General features: G+C 30.5%; 22 protein-coding genes and 7 tRNA genes. 17 read left to right on the forward strand and 12 right to left on the reverse strand.

The window, feature by feature from the left end:
• The first annotated feature begins 149 nt into the window (after window positions 1–149).
• The 5 genes from QHG34_RS02690 to QHG34_RS02710 all read left to right on the forward strand — a co-directional run bounded on the left by QHG34_RS02690 (window position 150) and on the right by QHG34_RS02710 (window position 628).
• A tRNA-Thr gene (locus tag QHG34_RS02690) sits at window positions 150–223 on the forward strand.
• Window positions 224–240: 17 nt separating this feature from the next.
• A tRNA-Tyr gene (locus tag QHG34_RS02695) sits at window positions 241–322 on the forward strand.
• Window positions 323–329: 7 nt separating this feature from the next.
• Window positions 330–406, forward strand: a tRNA-Thr gene (locus QHG34_RS02700).
• Between the two features lie 37 nt (window positions 407–443).
• Window positions 444–517: transfer RNA gene (locus tag QHG34_RS02705), tRNA-Thr, on the forward strand.
• 29 nt (window positions 518–546) lie between these two features.
• Window positions 547–628, forward strand: a tRNA-Tyr gene (locus tag QHG34_RS02710).
• A gap of 98 nt (window positions 629–726) precedes the next feature.
• On the opposite strand, the gene QHG34_RS02715 is transcribed toward QHG34_RS02710, so the two are convergent.
• Window positions 727–1485 carry a 5'-methylthioadenosine/adenosylhomocysteine nucleosidase gene (locus tag QHG34_RS02715; RefSeq protein ID WP_282628608.1) on the reverse strand — a complete coding sequence of 253 codons (759 nt, stop codon included), beginning with the start codon at window positions 1483–1485 and terminating at the stop codon, window positions 727–729.
• Between the two features lie 221 nt (window positions 1486–1706).
• Here QHG34_RS02715 and QHG34_RS02720 point away from each other — a divergent pair, with 221 nt between their 5' ends.
• The 3 genes from QHG34_RS02720 (at window position 1707) to QHG34_RS02730 (ending at window position 3624) form a co-directional block, all read left to right on the forward strand.
• Window positions 1707–2366, forward strand: a complete 660-nt coding sequence (locus tag QHG34_RS02720; protein ID WP_282628609.1) for a hypothetical protein — start codon at window positions 1707–1709, stop codon at window positions 2364–2366.
• Between the two features lie 85 nt (window positions 2367–2451).
• Complete coding sequence (locus QHG34_RS02725) at window positions 2452–2778, forward strand: DMT family transporter (protein WP_282628610.1); 327 nt, start codon at window positions 2452–2454, stop codon at window positions 2776–2778.
• A 21-nt stretch (window positions 2779–2799) separates the two neighbouring features.
• Window positions 2800–3624 (forward strand): helix-turn-helix domain-containing protein, encoded by an 825-nt coding sequence (locus QHG34_RS02730; RefSeq protein ID WP_282628611.1) that lies wholly within the window; start codon window positions 2800–2802, stop codon window positions 3622–3624.
• Window positions 3625–4031: 407 nt separating this feature from the next.
• Here QHG34_RS02730 and QHG34_RS02735 read toward each other — a convergent pair whose 3' ends face one another.
• The 4 genes from QHG34_RS02735 to QHG34_RS02750 form a co-directional block, all read right to left on the reverse strand.
• The gene (locus QHG34_RS02735; RefSeq protein WP_282628612.1) at window positions 4032–5384 is read right to left on the reverse strand and encodes a UDP-N-acetylmuramate--L-alanine ligase; all 1353 of its coding nucleotides are present in this window, start codon (window positions 5382–5384) and stop codon (window positions 4032–4034) included.
• A gap of 18 nt (window positions 5385–5402) precedes the next feature.
• The gene (locus QHG34_RS02740; RefSeq protein ID WP_282628613.1) at window positions 5403–6290 is read right to left on the reverse strand and encodes a lysophospholipid acyltransferase family protein; all 888 of its coding nucleotides are present in this window, start codon (window positions 6288–6290) and stop codon (window positions 5403–5405) included.
• Window positions 6291–6309: 19 nt separating this feature from the next.
• Complete coding sequence (locus tag QHG34_RS02745) at window positions 6310–6954, reverse strand: NUDIX hydrolase (RefSeq protein ID WP_282628614.1); 645 nt, start codon at window positions 6952–6954, stop codon at window positions 6310–6312.
• Between the two features lie 74 nt (window positions 6955–7028).
• Complete coding sequence (locus tag QHG34_RS02750; protein ID WP_282628615.1) at window positions 7029–8126, reverse strand: hypothetical protein; 1098 nt, start codon at window positions 8124–8126, stop codon at window positions 7029–7031.
• A gap of 213 nt (window positions 8127–8339) precedes the next feature.
• Here QHG34_RS02750 and QHG34_RS02755 point away from each other — a divergent pair, with 213 nt between their 5' ends.
• The 5 genes from QHG34_RS02755 (at window position 8340) to QHG34_RS02775 (ending at window position 13331) form a co-directional block, all read left to right on the forward strand.
• Window positions 8340–10448 carry a M3 family metallopeptidase gene (locus tag QHG34_RS02755; RefSeq protein ID WP_282628617.1) on the forward strand — a complete coding sequence of 703 codons (2109 nt, stop codon included), beginning with the start codon at window positions 8340–8342 and terminating at the stop codon, window positions 10446–10448.
• A 94-nt stretch (window positions 10449–10542) separates the two neighbouring features.
• Window positions 10543–11274, forward strand: coding sequence for a YebC/PmpR family DNA-binding transcriptional regulator (locus QHG34_RS02760; RefSeq protein ID WP_282628618.1), 732 nt, complete (start codon window positions 10543–10545; stop codon window positions 11272–11274).
• Between the two features lie 86 nt (window positions 11275–11360).
• The gene (locus QHG34_RS02765; RefSeq protein ID WP_282628620.1) at window positions 11361–11768 is read left to right on the forward strand and encodes a hypothetical protein; all 408 of its coding nucleotides are present in this window, start codon (window positions 11361–11363) and stop codon (window positions 11766–11768) included.
• 130 nt (window positions 11769–11898) lie between these two features.
• Window positions 11899–11983: transfer RNA gene (locus QHG34_RS02770), tRNA-Ser, on the forward strand.
• 61 nt (window positions 11984–12044) lie between these two features.
• Window positions 12045–13331 (forward strand): DUF3748 domain-containing protein, encoded by a 1287-nt coding sequence (locus QHG34_RS02775; RefSeq protein ID WP_282628621.1) that lies wholly within the window; start codon window positions 12045–12047, stop codon window positions 13329–13331.
• Between the two features lie 175 nt (window positions 13332–13506).
• On the opposite strand, the gene QHG34_RS02780 is transcribed toward QHG34_RS02775, so the two are convergent.
• On the reverse strand, window positions 13507–15015 hold the full coding sequence (locus tag QHG34_RS02780; protein WP_282628622.1) for a carbon-nitrogen hydrolase family protein: 1509 nt from the start codon (window positions 15013–15015) through the stop codon (window positions 13507–13509).
• Window positions 15016–15123: 108 nt separating this feature from the next.
• Between QHG34_RS02780 and QHG34_RS02785 the strand changes: the two genes are divergently transcribed.
• Complete coding sequence (locus QHG34_RS02785) at window positions 15124–16161, forward strand: hypothetical protein (protein WP_282628623.1); 1038 nt, start codon at window positions 15124–15126, stop codon at window positions 16159–16161.
• Window positions 16162–16220: 59 nt separating this feature from the next.
• Here the strand turns inward: QHG34_RS02785 and QHG34_RS02790 are convergent, their stop codons facing one another.
• On the reverse strand, window positions 16221–17660 hold the full coding sequence (locus QHG34_RS02790) for a glyceraldehyde-3-phosphate dehydrogenase (RefSeq protein WP_282628624.1): 1440 nt from the start codon (window positions 17658–17660) through the stop codon (window positions 16221–16223).
• A 557-nt stretch (window positions 17661–18217) separates the two neighbouring features.
• Between QHG34_RS02790 and QHG34_RS02795 the strand changes: the two genes are divergently transcribed.
• Window positions 18218–18302 (forward strand) — tRNA-Ser (locus QHG34_RS02795).
• 35 nt (window positions 18303–18337) lie between these two features.
• On the opposite strand, the gene QHG34_RS02800 is transcribed toward QHG34_RS02795, so the two are convergent.
• The 4 genes from QHG34_RS02800 to QHG34_RS02815 form a co-directional block, all read right to left on the reverse strand.
• Window positions 18338–19549, reverse strand: a complete 1212-nt coding sequence (locus tag QHG34_RS02800) for a TCR/Tet family MFS transporter (RefSeq protein ID WP_282628625.1) — start codon at window positions 19547–19549, stop codon at window positions 18338–18340.
• Between the two features lie 113 nt (window positions 19550–19662).
• Complete coding sequence (locus QHG34_RS02805) at window positions 19663–20538, reverse strand: helix-turn-helix domain-containing protein (RefSeq protein ID WP_282628626.1); 876 nt, start codon at window positions 20536–20538, stop codon at window positions 19663–19665.
• A 125-nt stretch (window positions 20539–20663) separates the two neighbouring features.
• Window positions 20664–22457 carry a WG repeat-containing protein gene (locus QHG34_RS02810; RefSeq protein ID WP_282628627.1) on the reverse strand — a complete coding sequence of 598 codons (1794 nt, stop codon included), beginning with the start codon at window positions 22455–22457 and terminating at the stop codon, window positions 20664–20666.
• The gene (locus QHG34_RS02815) at window positions 22454–23800 is read right to left on the reverse strand and encodes a hypothetical protein (protein WP_282628628.1); all 1347 of its coding nucleotides are present in this window, start codon (window positions 23798–23800) and stop codon (window positions 22454–22456) included. The genes QHG34_RS02810 and QHG34_RS02815 overlap by 4 nt, the downstream gene beginning before the upstream one ends.
• A gap of 401 nt (window positions 23801–24201) precedes the next feature.
• Between QHG34_RS02815 and QHG34_RS02820 the strand changes: the two genes are divergently transcribed.
• Window positions 24202–25359, forward strand: a complete 1158-nt coding sequence (locus QHG34_RS02820; RefSeq protein WP_282628630.1) for a DEAD/DEAH box helicase — start codon at window positions 24202–24204, stop codon at window positions 25357–25359.
• 1 nt (window position 25360) lies between these two features.
• Window positions 25361–25789 (forward strand): cold shock domain-containing protein, encoded by a 429-nt coding sequence (locus tag QHG34_RS02825; RefSeq protein WP_282628631.1) that lies wholly within the window; start codon window positions 25361–25363, stop codon window positions 25787–25789.
• 38 nt (window positions 25790–25827) lie between these two features.
• Here QHG34_RS02825 and QHG34_RS02830 read toward each other — a convergent pair whose 3' ends face one another.
• The gene (locus tag QHG34_RS02830) at window positions 25828–26034 is read right to left on the reverse strand and encodes a (4Fe-4S)-binding protein (RefSeq protein WP_282628632.1); all 207 of its coding nucleotides are present in this window, start codon (window positions 26032–26034) and stop codon (window positions 25828–25830) included.
• Window positions 26035–26050: the final 16 nt, after the last annotated feature.

Genomic DNA, 26050 nt, shown 5'->3' on the forward strand with positions numbered 1-26050 from the left:
AAATAGTGAAAACTTCTACTTTTTTTTGAAAAAACATTTGCGAGATTCGAAAAACTGCCCTAATATTGCACCACGAAAAAGGAACAGCTAATAACAAATGTTTAAATGTTCTTGTTTTCAATTTGACATTTCAAAAAAGAAATATTTTTGCCGATGTAGCTCAGTTGGCCAGAGCAGCTGATTTGTAATCAGCAGGTCGTGGGTTCGAATCCCTCCATCGGCTCAGCGAAAATATAAGGCGGGGAGATACTCAAGCGGCCAACGAGGACGGACTGTAAATCCGTTGGTTTCACCTTCGCAGGTTCGAATCCTGCTCTCCCCACAATATTGCCGATGTAGCTCAGTTGGCCAGAGCAGCTGATTTGTAATCAGCAGGTCGTGGGTTCGAATCCCTCCATCGGCTCCAAAAAGTTTATATTTTACTTTCAAAACAAAAATAACAAGCCGATGTAGCTCAGTTGGCCAGAGCAGCTGATTTGTAATCAGCAGGTCGTGGGTTCGAATCCCTCCATCGGCTCTCTTTTTTGAAGAATACTTTATTAGGTTGGGGAGATACTCAAGCGGCCAACGAGGACGGACTGTAAATCCGTTGGTTTCACCTTCGCAGGTTCGAATCCTGCTCTCCCCACAATTTTTTCCATATTATTTTAATAGAAAAGACAATACATCAATTCTATGATTGATTTATTAATGTGACCATCAAAAAAAGCCCTTTATTAAGGACTTTTACTTGATGAGGTTTTTGATAATTTCTATTGAATATACATTTGAAATCTTCTCAATAAAACTATTGAAATCAACAGTCGAATGATCATCTGCATCATCAGAAATCGTTCTGATAACCGTAAAAGGAATCCTAAATTCATAACAAACTTGTGCAACAGCAGCTCCTTCCATTTCTACACAAAGAATTTCGGGTAAATTTTGTTGTAATTTTTCTTTTTGAGAGTTTGTGGAGAAAAATAAATCTCCTGAACCAATTAATCCAACGTGTAGTTGAGGTTGATGAATATTAAATTTATTTAAATCTTGTTCAGAAATAACATTGTGTAAATGTTGTTGTTCTAATAATTCTAAAATTGCTGAAGTAGCAACATCTATTTGTGATTGTTCAGCTTCAAAATACGCTTTTCCTAATAGTGGAATTTCATAAGCAGGAAATAAAGGTTGCGCATTCATATCGTGCTGAATTAAGCTTTGACCTAAAACAATGTCTCCAATTTTTACATTTGGATGAATTCCGCCCGCAACTCCTGTGAAAATTAATGCTGTAATCTTAAATTCTAAAATTAATGTAGAAACAGTTGTAGCAGCAGCAACTTTACCAATTCTTGAGTAAACTACGACAACTTTTTGGTTGTTTAATTCGCCAGTAAAATAGTTTCTTTTACCTATTTTATATTCTTTTTTATTTGATAATAAGCTAACTACACCATTTATTTCTTGTGGTATAGCGCCCATAATTCCGATAATTCTTTCGCTCATTTTTTGCCTTAATTTATGAGCGAAGTTAACCAATTATTTTCTGTATTTTACTAAAGAACAATATATCTCATATCCTAAAATAAAAGGTAAACAAATGATAATCAAACAAGTATTTAGCAGATTCTTAATCATTTAGCAAAGATAAGTTTTTTTAGAATATGTTATAAATCAATTATGTATTCGATTTTGCTTGTTGTATTTTTGCACGATAAAAGATACTAATGAAAAAATTAAATATGGCAATTGCTGTCTGCTTAGCAATGTCTTTATCTAGTTGCAACAATAAAGCAGAAGAAAAAGTAGAAACTCCACACGAAAATACTGTACAGAATCCTACTGTAGAAGAACCTTCGGAGATTGTAGAAGGTGTAATTCGTAAGTCTGGAGTAGAGTGGACGGCTTATAAAACGACAGAAAAGGTTGCTGTAACAGGACATTTTGATGTTGTTTTGGTAAAAAATGCGAAAGAAGATGGAAAAACGCCACAACAAGTTTTGGAAGGAGCTGATATTTTAGCATCGATACCAACGATTAATTCGGATAATATTGATCGTGATCAAAAATTGAAAGATATTTTGTTTGGATCAATGACAAACACAACTGAAATTAAAGGTCAGTTACATTTCCGAGAAGGAAAAACATTTTTAAATTTAACTCTAAATAATACTTCAAAAGAATATGAGGTAAAATCTACTTTTGAGAACAATATTTATACAATAGATGCAGTTGTAGATTTAATGGATTTTAATGCAGGAAAAGCTTTAGAAGCATTAAATCAGGCTTGTTTAGAATTGCACAAAGGTGCGGATGGTGTTTCAAAAACTTGGAGCGAAGTTCATATCAAAGGGCAAGTAGAATTTAGTGATAGTTTTGGAAAATAATTATTAAATAATAACAATAATAAGATAAAAAGGCTACAGTTTTGTAGCTTTTTTATTATCTATTGTAATTTTTATCTCACAATTTATGAATTGGTTTATATTGATTATTGCAGGTTTATGTGAAGTTGGTTTTGCATCTTGTTTAGGTAAAGCAAAAGAAGCTTCTGGTAATGATACATATTTATGGTACGGAGGGTTTCTAGTATTTTTAACAATAAGTATGATTTTGTTGGTCAAAGCAACGCAAGAATTACCAATTGGTACTGCTTATGCAGTTTGGACAGGAATTGGAGCTGTAGGAACTGTTTTGGTAGGGATTTTTATTTTTAAAGAACCAGCAAGTTTTTGGAGAGTATTCTTCTTAACAACACTTATTTGTTCGATAATTGGATTAAAATTTGTTTCAAATTAATACAAACGAAATAATCGATTAATGGAAGATTTTAATGTTTTTAATGAAGTAGAGTTTTTTGAAATGATTGATAAAGAATCTTATTTCAAGAAAGAATTGATCCAGACTATTTTTGTGATCAAAGGAAGTCTGAAAATTCTGCAAAATGAACATGAAATCGTTTTAAAATCTCATGATATTTTTTTTCCAGAACCTGATAAGATTTATCAACTAAAAGAAAAATCTGATGATGTTAGATTATTGAATCTTGCTTTAACAAAGAAAATTTTAGACACGTCGATTATTGATTTGAGTGGAAAAGAATACAATCATTTTTTCAGTCCAAATAGAATTAATGTTTATAATTTTAATGAACAAGAATTTTCTTCTTTAGTGGAGTTGTTGCTACAATTAAAGCTGCGTTTGCAAGAAAAATCTACCAAGTTTGTGCGTTATATTCAGTACAATTTATTTTATGCTATTGTCTATACAGCGTTTAGTGAACTGTCTAAACAACAAACGATTATTGTACGAGAAGGGACACGAAAAGACGAAATTGTTAATTTGTTTTTAACAGATTTAAATCTTCATTACAGAAATAATCGTGATGCAAAATTTTATGCAAATCAACTTAATATTACTGTAAGATATTTGACAGAATGTTGTAAATCAATCACAGGAAGAACGACAAAAGAGTTGATTAGTACAGCTGTTATAAAGGAAGCGAAAATACTTTTGGGAGAAACTACAAAGACAATTTCTGAGATTTCGCATGAGTTAAATTTCTCTGATCAATACTCGTTTGGTAATTTTTTTAAAAAGCATTTGAAAATGAGTCCCACGAAATTTAGAAAATCACAGCAATAACTTCCGTTTTAAACATCATAAAACTACATTTAAAACTTTTTTAGCGCATTTTTATTTGCAAATTTGTTGATATCAAAAGGGTCACTATAATTTTCTAGTGTGAAAAACTGAGGTGATATTAGACGATGCGCCTTCAAAAGTGAGTAGAGTATTGTATTGCTATAAAATGGTATCATCTCTGTTTTTTCATTCGAGATTAAAATGTTTTTAAAAATTAATAGTTCCGAAAAAAAAAGTTTAAAATAGTTCTTAAGTTTACTAATATTGAAAAGAAGTAAAATTAAACAACGCTTTATATTGATCTGATGATAAAATAAAAGAGAACCAATTAAAAGAAGTTCTCTTTTTTTATGAATAGTATTTATATTACATAAAAAATCCACTCAGTTTAACTAAGTGGATTTTTTTTATGCTTTAAATAATTCGTTCAAATTAATTCCTCCGAAATTACCCGAACTCATCATCAAAAATACTTTATCTTTTTTATCTAAACTCTCGATATATTCCTTCAGTTGTTCACCATTTGTAAAAACTAAAATAGATTCGTCTCCAAACGCTTTTTTAATATCCTCTGGCGAAATCATTTCCATTCGTTTTATCTCTAAAGCTTCTGGGCTATACATTACAATTTTGATATCAGCTTTGTCCAAAGCACCTTTGTATTGTACTAAAAACTCAGGATTTAAAGACGAATAGGTATGTATTTCTAAACATCCCACAACTGTTTTGTCAGTATATTGCTCTTTCACTGCGTTTGTAACTGAAGTTACTTTACTTGGAGCATGTGCAAAATCTTTGTATGCAACAAAATCTGAAGTACGATTAATTAATTCTAAACGTTTTGATGCACCTTTAAATGATTGGATTGCTTCGTTAAAATCATCATCCATAACACCTAATTGTTTACAAATAGCACGAGCTCCTTCTAAATTCATTAAATTGTGATTACCAAATACTTCTAACGGAATTGGGCCGTCTTCAGTTTCGATATAGGTAATTCCATTATCAATAAAATGTTCAGGTAATTGATACGGGAATTTTTTCATTGCTTTTTCTGTTTCATTTACAACTTTTACGACTTCTTCGTCAGTTTCGTTGTAAATTAAAGCTCCACCAGGAACGATAGATTCTACAAATTTTGAGAATTGAGAAGTGTAATCTGCAAACGTTGGGAAAACATTGATATGATCCCAAGCAATACCCGAAATTAATGCAATATTTGGTTGATACAATAAGAATTTTGAGCGACGATCTAATGCAGAAGATAGATATTCGTCACCTTCCATAATCATAAATTCGTTTTCGTCAGTTAACTTTACCATTACATCAAAACCATCTAATTGTGCGCCAACCATATAATCAACGTCAATATTATGGTAATGTAAAACGTGTAAAATCATTGATGTAATCGTTGTTTTCCCGTGAGAGCCACCAATTACAACACGCGTTTTATCTTTTGATTGTTCGTACAAATATTCTGGATACGAATAGATTTTAATTCCCAATTCTTGCGCACGTAACATTTCAGGATTATCAGCATGAGCATGCATTCCTAAAATTACAGCATCCAAATCTTCAGTAATTTTCTCAGGAAACCAACCCATTTCTTCTGGTAAAATTCTACGAAGTTGTAAACGAGTTCTTGAAGGTTCAAAAATTGCATCATCAGAACCTGTAACTTGATATCCTTTTTCGTGTAAAGCAATTGCTAAATTGTGCATAGCACTACCACCAATTGCAATAAAATGAACTTTTTTCATTTTGTATGTTGTATTCTTTTAATCTTTTTTATTTTCCTCGTCGTAACCCATCTCTTCGAAATCGTCAAACTCTTCCTCGTCATCTTCGTTAAGATAATCGTCCAAAGATTTTTCACGATTTTCTGCAAGGATTTCATCAACTGGACGAACTTTATTAAACTCAGGCGATTGCTCAATTGCATTCATGATTCTCTGCATAATAGCATCGCTAGACTCATTATCGTAATCAATTTCTAATGGTTCTTTAAAAGTCATTGTAGCGTTAATACCACGCTTCTTAATACGCAAACCTTTTTTGTCAAAAGCTCTACGAAAGCCATCAATTACAACTGGAATTACAATTGGTTTATTTTTTTTGATTAAATGCGCAGTTCCTCGACGACCAGGCGCAAATGCAGTCGTAGTTCCTTGTGGAAAAGTAACAACCCATCCGCTTTGTAACGCAATATCAATGTTATTTAATTCGTTTAAGTCAACTTTTCTATTTACATTTTCGCCTTTTGCACGCCATGTTCTTTTTACGGTAACAGCTCCTGTGTAAGCAAAAAGTTTTGTCAATAGATTATCTTTCATTGTTTCCTCAGCGGCAACGTAATAAAAATCAATCTTAGGATTAAGTAAATAAATAGGATTTTTGATAGTATCAGTAAAACCATTTTTTACACTGCAAAAAACGTGATACATCGCAAAAACATCTGCAAAATAAGTTTGATGATTCGAAACAAATAATACATTTTGTGATGGTAAATTGACCAAGTTTTTTGTACCTGTTACTTTTAGTTTGTTAAAACCATTGTAACGGTTATATGTAAAAGATCCTAACAAGAAAATCAAAGTTCTTTTTAGGAAATATAAATGTCCAAATGAATCGCGAAATGCGTTCTTTTTCTTTGCTTTTTGAGACACGAGTTCTTAATTATTTAAGTTACAAATTTAATACGATTTTTAGATAATCTTTAAATTCTTCTAAAATCATTGCTGTTGCGCCCCAAAGAAATTCTTCGTCCCCAATATTATAACCAGGTATTTCAACAGTTTGACCTGAGAATTCTCGTTCAAAAACTTCGTGATCAGCATTCATAAAAGCTTCCAGATCTAATGGAATAACATATTGTACTTCTCGTTCATCTGGCTGAAAGTTTGGTTCGCCATGGTAAATACCAATGTATGGATACACTAAAAAGTTACTTGGCGGAATATATATTTCACTTAACTGCTTAATCACTTCAATGTTTTCGTAGTCAACTCCTAATTCTTCAACCGTTTCGCGGACAGCAGTTTCATCAAAACTAATATCTTGTTCTTCAAATTGACCTCCTGGTAGAGAAAATTGATGCGAATGTGTGCCATCATATGAAACACGCATTGTAACAGGGAATTGAATTTCTCCAAATTCGTTTTGATATAACAAAATCATCACAGACGCAGTTTTTGGATTAGTTCGTTTGATGAATTCTAAATCATATTTTTGGCGATATGGTGGAGAAAGTTTTTGATGAGAGTCCCATGACGGAAGTGGCTCTATGCTTTCTGCAAGCAGGTATTTTATTTCGTCTAAATCTAAGTACAAGGTAAATTATTTTAGGTATTAAAAAAGAGCGATTACTCACTCTTTTCCAAAGTTAACCAATTATAAGTTTTTAATTAACTTTTGCGTTTATTATTTTTAAAAATCAAGACAAGCACAATTAGTAGAATAAGACCTAATCCTATATAAATGTAAGTCGTATTCTCTTTATTGTTTTGATTTTCTTTGTTCAGTTTTTTTACATATTCTACCGCTTCATTAACGGATTGATTGCGCTTAAGATTTAAGCTATCTTTATATGTTAAATATAGCGTGTTGTATTCTAAGCTTTTTATTTGATTGTTTTCATTTTTATATGCATCAGAGAGAACTTTATAGCTTTCTGAAGTTAAAAATTTATGATCACTTTTTATTAAAGTAGGAATTGACTGAGATAAAAGATCGATTGCTTCTTGGTTTTTATTTTTTGAGACATAATAGGAAGCAATATTGGTATCTAAATTTGCTTTTCCTCTTTCATCAAAATTATCTCTAAATTGATACGCTTTCTGAAAATAAACAAATGAGGAATCAACATTAATATCCTTATAAATTAATCCTATGTTGTTGTAAAGCGATAGGAAGTTTTCATTTTTTTGATACTCTTTCTTGAAAGGATATTGATTGATTTCTTTCAGTGCTTGAAAATAAATCTGAAGAATTTGTTTTGGTTTTTCCTCTTTTCTTTTCATCAAAGAAGCTTCACGATATAATTTCTTGTAATTAAAAAAGTGTTTATGTTTTCCGTTATATTTTGATAATAAATTATCTATATGGTCTAAAACCTCTTTAGCTTCATCTAAAAAACCAATGTAAACATAACCCCAAGCCAATAGCTCACTTGATTTGATCTCATATTCTATATCATCTTCTTTTTTAGCAGCTTCAATAGATTTTGTAGCATATTTTATTGTCTGTAAGTAGTTTTCTTGCTTTTTGTATATTTTAGCTAACAAATAATCAGCTTGCGTAAGTTGAGTATTGTCATTATTGTCAGATCCAATTGATTCTAGTGTTAATGCTTGATCAAATGCTTTTTTGTAATTATCTTGATCGATTAAATTAGCTGTATTTTCGTAAAGTTTATTAAAATCTTGCGTAGTTTGAGAGAAACTATTTTGGCATGTTAGAATAAATATTGAGATAATGTATATATTTTTTAGTCTAATTGGCAAATACATAGGTTTTTACTTGTTTTTAAACAGCAGCAAATGTATGTAATTCTTTATTTTTTCAACTAAAAATTATATCTACTTCGTACAAAACTTATCAAATGTTCTTATTTTGCGATTTAATTGTTTGTTTACTAATTGATTATGTGTTTTTAAAATATAAAATTGAAACTTCGAGATTTAAGTTTTAACTTCGTTAGGTCAAAAAATAATAAAATGTTTAATAAAAAACTTTTTTTCGGAATGATGGTTGGTTCTTCAATATTAGCCACATCATGCAGTCAAAAGTCAACAAATAGTATGTGGAACGATAAAAATCCTTTTTTTGAAGTTAGCAAATTGCCTTACCACACTGCTGATTTCTCAAAAATTAAAAATGAAGATTTCAAACCAGCTTTATTGCAAGGGATGGCTGAGCAATTAGTCGAAATCAATAAAATAGCTAATAATTCTGCTGCGCCAACTTTTGAAAATACGTTGGTAGAAATGGAAAAGTCTGGGCAATTATTAACAAGAGTTAATCATGTTTTTGGTTTATTGACTGGTGCAAATACCAACGAAACTTTACAAGAAGTAGAGGAGGAGATGTCACCTAAATTTGCAGCGCATAGCGATGCAATTTACTTGAATGATAAATTATTTCAGCGTGTAAAAACTTTACATGACAATAAAAAATCATTGAATTTAGATAAAGAGTCATCTCGTTTATTAGATGTTTACTATCAACGATTTGAATTAGCTGGAGCTAATTTATCTAAAGAGCAAAAATCTCAGTTAGAGAAATTGAATGGAGAAATTGCTTCGTTAGAAACAAAATTTTCTAATCAATTACTGAAAGGTACAAAATCTGGAGGTATTACATTTACAAAAGCTGAATTAGCTGGATTGAGTGATGCTGATTTAGAAGCTTTCAAGCAAGCAGATGGTACATATTTAATTAGTTTATTGAATACAACGCAACAACCTGAATTACAAAATATGACCAATGCAGCTTCTCGTAAAAAATTATTTGATGCTGCTTGGATTAGAACAGAAAAAAATGACGAAAACGATACGCGTGCTACGATTTTAGCTTTAGTTAAAAAACGTGCTGAAAAAGCGAAATTGTTAGGTTATAAAAATTATGCAGAATGGAATTTGCAGGATCAAATGGCAAAAACTCCAACTGCGGCAAAAGGTATTTTAAATCAAATGATTCCGGCTGCAACAGCAATGGCTCAAAAAGATGCAAAAGAATTTGAAGCTTTAGCGAAGAAAGAGAATCCGTCAAATACATTAACTGCAGCTGATTGGAATTATTATGCTGAAAAAGTACGCAAAGAAAAATATGATTTGGATGAGAACGAGATGAAACAATATTTTGTTTTAGACTCAGTTGTAGAGAATGGTATTTTTGATATGGCTACAAAATTGTATGGAATTACGTTCAAAAAACGTACTGATATTCCGACTTGGCACGAAGATGTAAAAGTGTATGAATTATTTAATGAAGATGGATCGCAATTGGGATTATTTTACACAGATTACTTCAAAAGAGATTCTAAACAAGGGGGAGCTTGGATGAGCAATATCGTAGAGCAATCTCATTTATTTGGTACAAAACCTGTTATATATAATGTCGGAAATTATACAAAACCAGCTAACGGACAACCTGCGTTAATTTCGTATGATGATGTGATTACAACTTTTCACGAGTTTGGTCATGCTTTACATGGTTTCTTTGCAAATCAGAAATATCCTTCACTTTCTGGAACAAGTGTTTCGAGAGATTTTGTTGAGTTTCCATCTCAGTTTCATGAGCATTTTGCAACAGAGCCTTCTGTGTTAAAAAGTTATGCAAAACACTATAAAACAGGAGAAACAATTCCAGATGCTTTAGTAGCTAAAATGAAAAAAGCATCAAATTTTAATAAAGGTTACACTTTAACGGAGTTGTTGTCGGCTGCAAGTTTAGATCTGTCTTGGCATACAGTTTCTGATGATCAAGCAATTACAGATGTTAATGCATTTGAAAAACAAGCGTTGATTGATAATAAAACAAATCTATCTCAAGTTCCGCCACGTTATCGTTCTACATATTTTAGCCATATTTTTGGAGGAGGATACGCAGCAGGTTATTTTGCGTATATCTGGGCAGAAATGTTAGATCATGACGCTTATGAATGGACTATAGAAAATGGAGGAATGACACGTAAAAATGGTCAGATTTTGAGAGATAAAGTATTTTCTCAAGGAAATTCGGATGATTTGAATGTGATTTACAAAAATTTTAGAGGTAAAAATCCATCTATTGAACCAATGTTAAAATACCACGGATTGAAATAATTAATCTAAAATAATAACAACTTAAAAATCCAAGACATAGTTCTTGGATTTTTTTCGTTTTATGAATAAATTTGCACCATAAAATTAAGTATCAATGGGAAGAGCTTTTGAATTTAGAAAAGGGCGTAAAATGAAACGTTGGGCGGCAATGTCTAAAGCGTTTACAAGAATTGGGAAAGATATCGTAATGGCGGTAAAAGCTGGCGGACCAGATCCGCATTCAAATTCTCACCTTCGTGCTGTAATTCAGAATGCTAAAGCGGTAAATATGCCGAAAGATAACATCGAACGTGCAATCAAAAAGGCATCTGATAAAAATACCGAAAACTATAAAGAAATTATTTTCGAAGGTTACGGACCGCACGGAATTGCTGTTTTAGTTGAAACTTCTACAAATAATAATAACAGAACAGTAGCTAATGTACGTTCATATTTCAGTAAATGTAACGGACAATTAGGTACGCAAGGATCTGTAGAATTTATGTTTGATCATATTTCTAACTTCAAAATTCAGAAACCAGAAGGTGTTGATATGGAAGAATTAGAATTTGAAATGATTGATTTTGGAGTAGAAGAAATTTTTGAAGACGAAGATGGAATTGTATTAATTGCTCCTTTCGAAAATTATGGAACAATCTATAAATCATTAGAAGAAGGTGGTTATGAGATTATTTCTTCTGAGTTTGAAAGAATTCCACAAACTACAAAAGAATTAACAGAAGAACAAAAAGCCGACATCGAGAAATTGTTAGAGAAATTTGATGAAGATGAAGACGTAAACAACGTTTATCATACAATGAAAGAAGACGAAGAAGAGGAAGCATAATCTTTTTAGAAAGAATAATATGAAAGCCGTTTAATTTATTTTAAACGGTTTTTTTTATCTTTAACCATAATTGATTATTTTGCTGAATGATAAAGATATTTACAATAATAGGGTTAGTTCTACAGTTTTTAGCATTTTGGATGGCTGCTCCAGAGATTTTAGGCGTTGATTGGCTTAAGCGTACTGAAACTATGATACGATTAGCGATAGCTAAAATTCCTCAACTTATTTTAGGTATAATTGGGATTGTTTCAGGAATGATGTTTTATCATTCGATGAGCTCTACTTTAATTTTTGCAACTGTAGTAATGCTTGTCGCTATAATGTTGATTTTCTATAAAAAAATGGAAAAGAGTTTAGACGAAAAAATATCAAAACCATTGATTGATAAGCTAATTTTAAATAATACGTTTCGCTTTACTTTGCTAAAATATGCAGCTTTATTTTTTACAATAGGTTTTGTAATTCAGATTTTGTTAGTGATTGTTTCTTGAAATTTATAAAATATTTATTTGATACTGAATAAACTAACTTTTAAGTTTAAAAAAACTTTAAATCAGTGTTTGGTAATTCAAATTATCGTTCTATATTTGCACTCGCAATAACGCATTAGATGTTGTTATTGGAGAGTTGGCAGAGTGGTCGAATGCGGCAGTCTTGAAAACTGTTGAGGGTCACACCTCCGGGGGTTCGAATCCCTCACTCTCCGCTTCAAAATCCTTTATCATTAGATGAAGGATTTTTTTTATTTTTACTACTCAAAATTCTTCATGAAAAATCTGTTTAATATACCAACTCAACTAACTTTTAAAGATCACGGTCATACATTGCATCATGATCAGATTGAATCATTTGACGAGAATTTATTAGTTTTTGACACGAGAAATGATGATACTAAAATTGGAGAAACTCAATTTATAAAAATCATTGATTTAAATACATTAGAGATTTTTACATTGTACTCAACTGACAATCAATCTAAATTTGGTCCTGGAGTTGGTGCAGCAACCTTTTCTCCGAAAGAAAATAATGTAATTTTCATACATGGAATCAGAAATTCTGACGAAAACAAACCATATTCAGCAACAAGAAGAACTGGTGTTTCGGTTAAACTTGATTATCCTAATCAAGCCGTTTTTATGGATGCACGAAACATTTACTCGCCATTTACTGCAGGTGCGCTTCGTGGTGGTACACATTCTCATTCATGGCACGAGAACGGAAAGTGGATTAGTTTTACCTACAATGATTATATTTTAGAAGAGGAATCTAAAAAAAATCCTCTTATTAAAGATCAGCGAGTTGTTGGAATGATGTTTCCTAAAGATGTAGAAGTTCCTTTGGATAATGATTTTGAAAATAATAATGGAAAAATGTTTTCTATTATCGTATCTAAAGTAGTAAACCATGCTAAAAATGGAAGTGATGAAATCGAAAAAGCTTTTGATGAATGTTGGATAAACGGAACAAATAACATTGCTTTTCAAGGACATGTTCGTGATGAAAACGGAAAATTACAAACAGATATTTTCGTGGTTTCAATACCTGTTCAGATTAATTTTGATAAGAATGATAATTTAAAAGGAACAAATACAACTTTACCAGAAGTTCCGCAATGTATTTCTCAGAAGCGAATCACTTTTACAGAGAATGGGATTAGCAACCTTAGGCATTGGCTGCGATCTTCTCCTTGCGGAAATATTATTTATTTTTTAATGGAAGATCTGAATAAAGTAACTCAAATTTTTGGAGTAGAAATAAATTCGACCAATATTACGCAATATACTTTTTTAGAAAATAATATTAATTCTCCATTCAATATTTCGAAAGATGGAAAGTACGCTGTATTCTTTTCCGATGATAAAATTTTTGTTTCTGATTTATCTAATAAAATTTCAAAAATAATCTATGATTCATTAAATAACAATAATAAGTTAACAGGAATACCTCATTTTTCTTTAAACGGAAAAAAAATCTATTTTAATCAATTTGTTCAACATCAAAACAACGAATTTTACATTCAAATCTTCTTTTTAGAAAATACTATTCGTAATTAGTTAATGTTAAAATTTAAAGAAATTTAAAATTATTGTTTGAAATTTAAATTTTAAGATATATACTTAACCGAACCTAAAATCTATACTTAAAAAGAGGTTAGATTTTCCAGTTCTTATTTTACCAACCAATAGGATAAGAACTAAAACAAAACCTCCCTAAAAAAGGAGGTTTTTTTTATTTTATCATTTTTACTTGATACAAATCATGACGTCTGTCTTTCATGGTTTTTACTGTTCCATATTCATGTAATTCTTTCAATAAGTACAAATCAACATCAGCAATTAATACCATTTCAGCATTTGGTGTAGCTTCTGCTTTTACGCCATTATTAGGAAACGAAAAATCTGACGGTGTAAAAACAGCAGATTGCGAATACTGAATATCCATGTTGTTTACGCGAGGTAAATTACCAACAGATCCTGCAATAGCAACATAACACTCATTTTCTATCGCTCTGGCTTGTGCACAACTACGTACACGTGTATAACCATTTTGCGTATCAGTCATAAATGGAACAAAGAGAATTTCCATGCCTTGGTCTGCAAGAATTCTACTTAACTCAGGGAATTCTACATCATAACAAATCAGAAGTCCAACTTTTCCACAATCAGTGTCAAATACTTTTATTTCATCACCACCATTCAATGCGTAGTATTTAAACTCGTTTGGTGTGATATGAATTTTACTATACGAATCTAATTTACCCGAACGATGACACAAAAAAGACGTATTATACAATTTACCGTCTTTTAAATGAGGCATAGAACCACTAATTATATTGACGTTGTAAGTGATGGCAAGCTCTTGAATTTTCTTAACAATATCATCAGTCATTGTTGCTAATTGATGCATGGCTTCAATTTCTTTCAAGTGATTGTACGGACTCATTAATGGCGAATTGAAAAACTCTGGAAACATGATAAAATCTGATCCATAATCACTTACCGTGTTTACAAAAAACTCAATTTGATCATAAAAATCTTGCAAACCATTAAACAAACGCATTTGCCATTGTACCAAACCTAATCGGATTGTTCTTTTTGTTGGCGAATTTGACTTTAATTCAGATTCATAATAGATATTATTCCATTGTAGCAAGGTTGCATACTCTAAAGACTCTTTATCATCTTTCAAATAATTTTTCAAGATCTTTTTTACATTAAAATCATTCGAAATCTGAAAAGCCAAAGTCGGATCGTAAATTTCTTTACTTTTTACCTTTTCTATATATTGTCTTGGAGATAGTTCTTGAGAATATTTATGATATTGAGGAATTCTACCGCCCGCAACAATCGATTTAAGATTCATTTCTTCACACAATTCTTTTCGTACATCATACAACCTTCTTCCTAAACGAAGTTGACGGTAATTAGGGTGAACAAAAACTTCAATACCATACATTACATCACCCTCTGGATCATGTTTTAAGAATTTTCCATTCGATGTAATTGTATCATAGTCAGATTCAAGATTGGTTTTCTTAGAATTTACAATAATACTTAATGCAGAAGCTACAACTTTTCCATCAACCTCAATACAAAGCTGTCCTTGAGGAAAAAGAGCTAACAATTCTTTTATTTCGTCAACTGTCCAAGTACCTAGTTGATTATGATATGCCTCTTTTGTCGATTCAGTTAAATCACTATAATCTTCAAGCGTCAAATTTCTGACCTGAATATTCATTTTTAAAAGTTTTAGTTGTCTAAATTTAGTAGCAAATATTAATCCAAGAAAGATTATTTAGCCTAATTTAGAGGTATATTCGTAAAATGATTTATTAATTTCCGTCAAATGAAAGATGTCAAAATAGAATTCAAAAAACCGATTTATCCAATTAATGAGGAATTGCATCATTATCTAGAAAAATATCATCGTACAACAAAGGCGAATTTGGAATACGAAGATTTGATGCGTTTTTCTGGCTGTGTAACGCTCGAAGACAAAGAAGGAAATGATACACATTGGTTAGGTGTTTATTATTCGGATTCGGAACATCAGGAAATTCAGGATAGTTTGAACAGGATTTACACCTATTTACATTCGGACGGAGATGAAGACTCGCTTCCTTACTTGGTTGTGGACTCTATTGATTATTGCACGTTTGGTAATTCGAAGCCATTTAGAATACGGGTTAGAAATATTTTGAACGATAATTACACCAATTTTTACATTAAAAAAGCAGATGCTTCACGTATTTATGGGTTAGAATTAGAAGATATTTTATCTCCACATCGTGTCAATTTTTTGGTTTATAAAAACACTTTAATCGAAGAACATATTTTAGGAATTCCGGGCGATGTTTTTATTAAAAAATACTTGGATAAATGCAATGAATTAGAGAAAAATCAAATTGCAAAAGAGTTTGTAAAATTTAATGAAAGATGTTTTATTGGGCTTTTGGGGGATATGCGTTCATATAATTATGTGGTGATTCCAATTCACGATTTTGATCAAGTTATTTATCGAATAAGAGCAATTGATTTTGATCAACAATGTTATGAAGGAAATTTAAAAATATATCGTCCACAATATTTTAAAGAAAACAAAGTAATGGTTGAGATGGTAAACAATCGTTTACGACCAAACTCGGTTGATCAATATCGTAAAGAAGTTAAATCATTAATTTCGAAACGTATTTCGAATAGTTACAAACGTTTTCGAGATTTGATGAAGATCATGAAAAATGATACTATATCTAAAACTGAAAATGTAGAACAACTAAGAACTGGTTTTGCAAAGTTTTATAAAAACGATTCGTACAAAGAATGTGGTAAAATGGGAGAAATACTGCAAAAAGCAATTACAGAAAGTCTAGAACAAATCAAATAAAAAAATCCTCCAACCAATAAAGGTTGAAGGATTGTTTTAAATAAAGGGAAAAAATACTATTAATAGTATGTATATCTTCTTACACCAGCAATATGCTTAGCTAAACGCATTACTTGGTGGCTATATCCATATTCGTTATCGTACCAAACGTACATTACAACATTTTTACCATCGGCAGAAACGATTGTCGCATTACTATCAAAAATAGATGGGGCAGAAGTTCCTACGATATCAGAAGAAACTAATTCATTGTTTAATGAATATTTAATTTGCTCTACTAATTCACCATCTAAAGCTGCAGTTTTCATGATGTTATTTAAATCTTCTACAGAAGTATTTTTACCAACTTCAAGATTTAATACAACTAAAGATCCATTAGGAACAGGAACACGAATTGCATTTGAAGTTAATTTACCTGCTAAACTTGGTAATGCTTTTGCAACTGCGCTTCCAGCACCAGTCTCAGTAATTACCATATTTAATGCAGCAGCACGTCCACGACGGTATTTTTTGTGCATGTTGTCCACTAAGTTTTGATCGTTTGTATAAGCGTGAATTGTCTCTAAATGACCTTTCACAACTCCTAAACTATCTTCAACAACTTTTAAAATTGGCGTAATTGCATTTGTAGTACAAGATGCAGCTGAAAAAATATTTACATCAGCTGGGCTATATTCTTCGTGATTAACACCATAAACAATATTCGGTACACCTTTACCTGGAGCTGTTAATAAAACTTTATCAGCACCAACAGATTTTAAATGACGAGCTAAAGCCACGTCATCTTTAAAAACTCCTGTATTATCAATAATCAACGCATTGTTGATTCCGTAAGCTGTATAGTCAATATCTTCTGGTTGAGCAGCAGAAATCATCGTAACTGTAACTCCATTGATAATTAAAGCGTTGTTTTCATGATCTGCAATTACATTTCCATCAAAATCTCCGTGAACAGAATCGTGACGTAATAAAGATGCACGTTTCTCTAACAAAACAGGATCGTTTTTATCACGAGTTACTACTGCACGTAATCTTAATTGTTGACCTTTACCCATTTGTGAAGCTAATTCGCGAGCTAATAAACGTCCGATACGACCAAAACCGTACAATACAACGTCTTTAGGTTCAACAGCTTTTACTGTTCTACTATCACCTAATTTTTCTTCAACAAAAGCCTGAGGAGACTCGTAATTTCCTGAAGTATACTCTTTAGCCAATTTACCAATATCTAATCTTGAAGCTGGTAATTTAGCCTCAGAAATTGCTTTAGCAATAGCTAAAGTATCATCAATAGAAATCTTTTTTTCTACGAATTCTTCAGCATATTGGTGTAAATTAACAATATCACTTACGTTTTTGTCAACCAATTGATTACGGAAAATTACCAATTCAATAGATTGATCATACCATAAGTCAGAAACTATTTTAATGAACTCAACAACCTTTTTACTCATTTCATTGAATGATGTAAGTTGTTGATCATACGATACATTGCTCATTTTAGATAATGTTTTTGTTGTGTTTATAATTAAATGTTGGACAAAAGTAATCAATTATAACGATTTCGTAAATATTTTTTCTAAAATTAAGTTGTTGTAGATGATTATTTTTAAGTTAATATCTTTATCAAGTTTGATTAAGTTAGATTCAATAAATTGAAAATCAATAAATTGATTTTAATATATTGTTTAAACTATATTGAAATTTAAGTGTTCAATTCTTATAATAATTGATGTTTTTAATAAATGTATTTTTACGAAAACATTTTCGTAAAATGAAATTAAGTACACTTTGTTAACAATAAATAGCTAATTATAAAATGTAATAACATTAAATTTATTGATAATTAATTGTTTAACCTGAAATAGTTTAATTAACGAAAATGTTTTCGTTAATTATATTGATTAAGTTTTAAAGAAAAAGCAATAAAGAAAACATACTTATAAGAGAATGAAATTGTTAGATAAAAAGATTGTATTTTTTTAAATTTAATTTTGAATTTACATTTTACTTTCTATATATTTGCACTCGCAATAACGCACTAGATGCTGTTATTGGAGAGTTGGCAGAGTGGTCGAATGCGGCAGTCTTGAAAACTGTTGAGGGTCACACCTCCGGGGGTTCGAATCCCTCACTCTCCGCTGAAAGGGATTCTATTATTTAGGATCCCTTTTTTTTATGTTTTTTTAAAACTAAAATAAATAAACACAATACTTATAAACATCAATATTGATGCTACGAAAAATGGAGCGCCTGAAAACTCAAAAGGTGCATGTTCATGAGTGAAATAATAGAATAAATTAGTCATAAGAGGAGGTCCAATAATAGAAGTTACACTTACTAAACTTGTTAATGCTCCTTGTAATTCTCCTTGTTGATCCGGAGGTATACTTTTACTAATTAAAGATTGAAGGGAAGGTCCGCAAATTCCACCTAAAGAATAAGGTATTAGGAAAATAAACATCATCCATCCCTGATTTGTAAAAGCAAATAATAAAAGTCCTAATCCATAAAATAATAATCCTAAGTAGATACTTTTTTGCTCTCCTAATTTGGGAGCACTCCATCGAATCAATACGCCCTGTACTAACCCAATGCATAACCCTAAAATTCCTAAAGAAATTCCTACTAGTTTTTCTGTCCAATTGAACATGTACATGGTAAAGAAGTGCCAATTACTCTGAACAGCATGAAGTCCAAGATAAACGAATACTAAAGCAAAAACTAGATTAGAAATTTTAGGATGCTTAAATAAAAATTGAAGCGAACTTATTGGATTTGCACGCTTCCACTCAAACGGTCTTCTTTTACTTTTATCTAAACTCTCAGGAAGCATAAAATATCCATAGAAGAAATTCAGCAGACATAATAGTGCTGCTACATAAAAAGGCACTCTGGCTCCATAATGCCCCAATAAACCTCCCAAAACAGGACCTATTACAAATCCTAAACCAAATGCAACTCCAATTAATCCGAAATTCTTTGTTCTGTTTTCATCCGTTGATACATCAGCAATATAAGCACTTGCTGTAGAAATGCTAGCTCCAGTTAGTCCTGCAATAATACGACCTACAAATAACCATCCTATAGAAGGTGCTAGAGCTAACAAAATATAATCGATAGAAAAACCAAAAAGAGAGATTAATAAAATCGGACGTCTCCCATATTTATCACTAAGATTACCAACTATAGGTGCAAATACAAATTGTGTAAATGCATAGGCAAAACCAAGCCAACCTCCATATTTTGCTGCTTCACTAATGTCACTATGAATAAGTTCGCTTATCAGTTTCGGAACAACAGGAAGTATGATTCCCCAACCTATTATATCTAATAACAGTGTAATAAATACAAATCCAACTGCTGCTTTTTTATCTGTTTTTTTCATGGGATAAAAGTAGACAACCTTGCCAAACAGATAATTGACGATTTAAGAGGTTTTAAGTACTATTTCTAAGGTCTTTTTGGATTAAATTAAAGCACAAACATTATCTCAATATATTATTCCTCCTCTCGATATAACTTTGGTGACATACCTGTATTCCGTTTAAAATATCTACAAAACACACTCGTATCTGTAAATTCTAATTCATTGCTAATTTCTTTTATCGATAAGTTTGAAGATTTGAGTAATGTTTTTGCATGCAACACGAGTACATGATCTATCCATTGTAAAGTAGATTTTCCAGTATTTTGTTTCAGAAAAGACGAAAGATACTGCGTACTTAAATGTAGTTTATCTGCATAAAACTGTACATTTCGTTGCTTGTGCGCATATTTAGAAACTAAAGAATAAAAGTTATCGATAATTTCATGTGTTCGATTCTTTGTTTGATTTTTAAGTGAAGGTACATTCTGATACTTTTCAGTAATCAAATGAATCAAACTCATCACAAGATGTTTGAGCATTTCTGTTTTATGACTACTTTGTTTCTTGTCGTATACTTTTTCAATAAGCTTGATGAGTTCTTCCTGTAAAAGAAGTTCTTCCTGATCCAACCTAATTATCGGCTGCCAACGAATCTGATCATTCATTACAAACTCTCTTAAGATTGGAAATGTTGATATAAAATCTAAAGAAAGCCCTATCGTAACTATTTCTGCATCTTCACTCAAAGACTTTGTTTCTATCATAATTTGTGGAGGTACAATTGCAATATCGCCTTCTTGTACTTCATATTCAGAAAAATGAATTTGAGTTTTCATTGATCCTTTTAATACAACACCTATTAATAAACCTTCAAATAAACGGCTATGTTTTTTGTAATTTTGATTTTCCTTATTGTGTTGATGAAAAACAACGATACCTTCTACTTTACTTGTAGCATCAAGATTATATAAACTATAAACATTTTCAAGCGTTATAAATAAAGCCATATTTTCTATAATTATAACAAATATCAACAAACAATCTTAGAATAGATTATAGTTTTGCGTAAACTTATTTCTGGACGGGACAAATTTATAAACCAAAAATCCCGAAACATCGTTTCGGGATTTTTTTATTTTTTTTCTAACTCTCCTTTATAATTATAATATCCGTCAGATAAACTTAAAGCTCTTCTTCCAAAATTAGAAGAACTCGAATAATTACTTCCAGTAAATTCTGTGAGTTTTTGATTTTTAAGGTTAATCAAACCTAAGTTACCTTCAAAATATACTGGTGCAATTCCGTAAGAAAAAGGACCGAGTAAATTACTGTATTGAAAAGGAATAATCGTTTTGTTGTCAGAATTTACATAACCCCATTTGTCATTTTTCTTTACGCCAAATAAATAATCTTGATAAGTAAGATCTACAAAATCATCAAAATCAATTACATCATCGTATTCTATAGGAATAATGTTTTTACCATTTTGATCAAAAAATCCATGTTTATCATTCTTTTTCGCAATAAAAAAACCTTTTTCTGCATATTTTAATTCGTCTACATTTTTCAGTTCAATTGGTTGAGGTTGAGTGTTATTTAAGATATAAAAATGGTTATTAGATTTGAGTAGAGCAACATCAAATTCTTTATCAAAATAATATTGATCCACTTTCATTATTTTTTGATTGTTGGAGTCAATTAATTCAAAATCAGATTCGTCATCATTTTGTGCTAAAATAAAATTATTGGTAAGGGCTTCAATTTTATAATAGGGTAGTGCAGTCATTTTTCGCTGCTTTTTATCAAAATAATAGTATCGATCTACACTTTCATAAAAATACTCGTTGATAGAATAATAAGAACCGTCTAATTTTAGAATTAATTTTTTATCAAGGTCGTAGATGGAAGTGTTTTGATTATTAGACCCATCAAGTAGTGTTTGATTATTTTTTAAAGTAAATGTTGAGTTAACTTTTCGCTCATAAATTCCGTCATTATAGTATAAAATTAATTCTTTAATAGGTACTCCAAATTCATATTTTATATAAACTTCATTTGATTCTTTATCAAAAATATCCTCTGCATTTTTCTTTAAATTATTAAGATTAGAAAAGAAATTAGTTTTAAATTTTTCGTGTTCCATTAATGAGTCCTTCTTAGCAATAGCAAGTACTTCATTTACTTGAGTAATCAGTTTGTTGATGGATGTTTTAAATATATCTGGATGAATAGAAGAGCGTGAATATCCATAATTAGAAATTCGCATATTTTCTTTCGTTTTTGCTTGTATTTCGATAAAATCTAAGTCTATTGCAGTTGTTTTTAGTACAATTGATTGATTATCTTGCTTGATAATCTCAAAAGTAAAATCTTTGCTCTTGGTTACTAATTTGTCTTTTGCAGGAACTATAATACTATCCAATTGCTTTGGCGAACTGAAAAGTAACTCTGCATCAAATTGTTTGACTGCTTTTTTTAGATTAAGATCATTTGAAAAACGAGTGTTTAAATTAATTTTTTTATCAATCATTTCGGTTGATCCATCATGATAATAAACTTTTGTCGGATTAATTTTAGCATTAAGTTCGTCTAATGAGTAATATACTTTGGGATCTTTGTAAATGAAAAGCTCTATTTTATCATCATCAATTACATTAGAAAAAGTGAAGTTGTAATGGCTTTTTTCGTCAATATCTTTATCAAATTCGGCTTGATTAAACTTAAATTGTAAAGCCTTTACTTTATCAGGTTTTCTTACTTCTTTTTTCATTTCAAAAAAATTCAGAAAACGATCAAATGTATTCATATCATCTTCCAGTTTTGCAATCAATTCGCTATTGGTAGTTGCTTTTTCGTAACCTTCGAATTGTGCAAAAGTTAATTGTGAAAGACAAATTAAAAATGCAAAGTTTATATATTTTTTCATCTAATTATTTTTAGTTCGTTAGTAGTTTTATCGATATAAAAAGTGAATTCTATATTTTTTGAATAATTTTTTCCGACAGCTTTTAGATAACTCGATTTATCAATTGCTTCCAAATAAGCTAATTTACCATCTGTGCTGATGTGAAGTTTTGTCTGCTCTGCTACAACAGTTTTGAAACTGCTTTCTACTGCAGTCGCCCATTCTTTATAATCATCAAAAGATTTATTTTTACCCATATTATAAGTAAAAGTGTAATACTCAAAATAATTATCATAAAGTAAGTTACTTATTTTTTCGATTTTTTTTGCGAGAATATAATCACTGAAATTTTGGTAAAAGGTTTTTATTTTTTGTTCTAAATCCTTTTCTAATCGCAAATCCTTTCCATTGTTCCAACCTTTTATGTCGTAATTAACTTCTGGATTGAAAGTGTAATCAAAAACAATATTTTTCTTACCATATTTTGATGTTCCAGGATAACTAGAATAACGTGTTTCTCCATTTTCTGTTATTGTATCAGTTACATATTCTCGATTATTGAATATTTTTTCGGTTTTTAATTCGTCTCCTTTAGCATTTTGTGTAATGAGAAGTGCGCCAAAATAAGATTGTTTCGGAATACTTTTCAATTGATTTTTATTCTCATCTAAGCCCGGGTCTACTATAAATTGCAGTGTTACAGGTGATTTTGAATTGAGAATATATGGATTAAGATAAATTGTATTTTCATTAATATAACGACTTTTTCCAATTTCTGTATAAATAGGAATCCCGTTAATTAAAATCTTTGGAGAAACTTGAAAGTAATATAAATCAACATAATAATCAATTCCATTAGGGTTACTTTTTAATTGAGTCGATATTTTAGCTAAAGGATTATTGATTACTTCCTTGAAAGTAATTGTAACATCTGATTTTGTGTTTTCTTCAACTTTTTTATCTTCATTAATATCAACAACTAATTTTAAAGAAAAATCTTCTGAGTTTGCACTATAAGTAGTCGAACTCCATTCTTTATCCATAGTTAAATCAATCGGATATTTTTTTTCTAAATATTCTATGATTCTTTTTGTCGAATTTTTAATCGATTTTGAAGCAGAAAAAGACAATTGATTTTCTCTTAGGACAATTTCTTCAATCGGAATTCCGTTCCAAAATCCTTTTTCATATGTTTTATAATTACCATAAGCAAAATCAGACTTATTTGTTTTAGAATTAAAGAATTCTTTAGCCTTGTTTAATGAATTGTATTGCGTAAAATCGATATTGTTTTGAGCAATAACAAGTGAAGAGGTTATCAAAAAAGCAAACAAAAAAATAAACTGTTTTCCGATTAGTTTCATATATTTTTGGTTAGTAGTTAAGTGAGCTCTAATTTGCGAATAAAATGAAATATATGCAACTATTGATAATTGTTTTGAGCACTTGTAAGTTGAAATTATTTTAATAAAGTGAGTTATAAAATGATTTTTTAAAACGTGAAATACTTATCTATTTAGATGTGATTGTTTTACAATAAAATAATACTCAATTATTTTTTGTATATTTGCATTATATTATCAAATAGAGGCTTCTTAACAACTGCTTTTTACTGTTCAAGTTAATTCTCCAGTTTTCGCTTTTCAGCGGCCAAAATTTATGATCATTCGTACAATTTTTTAGATTATTACATTCTTTTTTTAGAGAATATCTTTTTGAACAATTTTTGTACGAAAAATATTTTCAATAATCACATAAAAAAGAAATGAAATTTTCAGAATTAAATATCATACAACCTATATTGTCAGCGATTGATGAGGCTGGTTATGAAAGCCCAACCGAAATTCAACGTCAGTCAATACCTCTTGTTTTAGACGGAAACGATATGATTGGTTGTGCACAAACAGGAACTGGAAAAACAGCGTCATTTGCTATTCCAATTCTACAATTGTTGCAAGAAAAACCAAAACAAGGAAAAGGAATCAGAACACTTGTTATTACACCAACGCGTGAATTAGCTGTTCAGATAGAAGATAATTTTAAATTATATAGTAAAAATTTACCAATCAAAAGCTTTGCAATTTTTGGTGGTATTTCTCAAAATAAACAAGTGGGAACCATTAAAAATGGAGTAGATGTATTAATTGCAACTCCTGGTCGTTTGTTAGATTTGATGTCGCAAGGAATAATTAAGCTTAATCAAATTGAGATTTTGATTCTTGATGAAGCGGATCGTATGTTGGATATGGGATTTGTAAATGATATTAAAAAGATTTTACAAAAAGTACCAGAGAAAAGACAAACATTGTTTTTTTCTGCTACAATGCCAAAATCGATCAGAAAGTTTGCAAACACAATTCTTCATCAACCAAAAGAGATTAATGTAACACCAGTTTCTTCAACAGCAGAAACAATTCAGCAATCTGTTTATTTTGTAGAAAAACCTGAGAAAGAATTACTTTTGGTCAAATTATTGAAGGAAAATTCGGACAGAACTTTAGTTTTTACGAGAACAAAACATGGAGCAAATCGTTTGGTAAAGAAATTAGATAAATCTAAAATTCTTTCGGCAGCAATTCACGGAAACAAAACACAAAATGCCCGTCAAAAAGCATTGAATGATTTTAAGGATAATAAAATTCAAGTTTTAATTGCAACTGATATTGCAGCAAGAGGAATTGATATTGATATGCTATCTAATGTAATCAATTTTGAGTTGCCAAATGTTCCTGAAACCTATGTACATCGTATTGGTAGAACAGGACGTGCAGGTAAAGAAGGAGTAGCGAGATCTTTTTGTTCGAATGAAGAAAAGAAAGATTTACGAAACATAGAAAAATTAATTGGAGCTAAAATTAAGGTGGAAAAGGTACATCTAAAACCTAAGTCAGCTCCTAAACAAGAAAAAATAAAAAATATTTAATATGGCAGATTCTTATTCTAAAAAAGAGAATATTAAGAAAAAAGAAAAGAAAAGAGAAGAAAAACGTCTTCAAAGAGAAGAGCGTAAAACGAATAACAACAAAGGTAAATCATTAGAAGATATGATTGCTTACGTTGATATTAATGGAAATTTAACAGATGTTCCGCCTCATTTGCAAAATAGAGAAGAGGATTTGTTAAGTCGTAAAGAGAATCCAAATGAAGCAGTAGATCCTGCAAAAATTTATTCAGGTGTAATTAATTCGATGAACGAAAAAGGTTTTGGATTTATTACCGAAGATGGTTCTAATGAAAGTATCTTCTTTCACCAAAGTCAGTTAAAACAAGAGGTGAAAAAATACGATAAAGTAAAGTATAAGAAAGAAGTTTCTGAGAAAGGTTTCAGAGCAATTGAGATCAATAAAGCTTAAAAAAAAACCACTTTTGTAGATTTACAAAAGTGGTTTTTTTATTTTTTTATACTCAATGCAGTTGATGGACATTTAGCTACTTGGTCAATTAAGTCTTCACTTGTTGCGTTTTCTGCTTTTATCCAAGGTTTTTCTGTTGGACGATATACTTTTGGTAATGTTTTAATGCAAATTCCTGAGTGTTGACATATTTCTGGCTTCCAGATTATCGTAACATCTCCATTTGTGTATTCGTGTTGACTCATTTTGGTTGATTTTTAG

The organism is Empedobacter sedimenti (assembly GCF_030005555.1).
GTDB classification, from domain to species: Bacteria; Bacteroidota; Bacteroidia; order Flavobacteriales; family Weeksellaceae; genus Empedobacter; species Empedobacter sedimenti.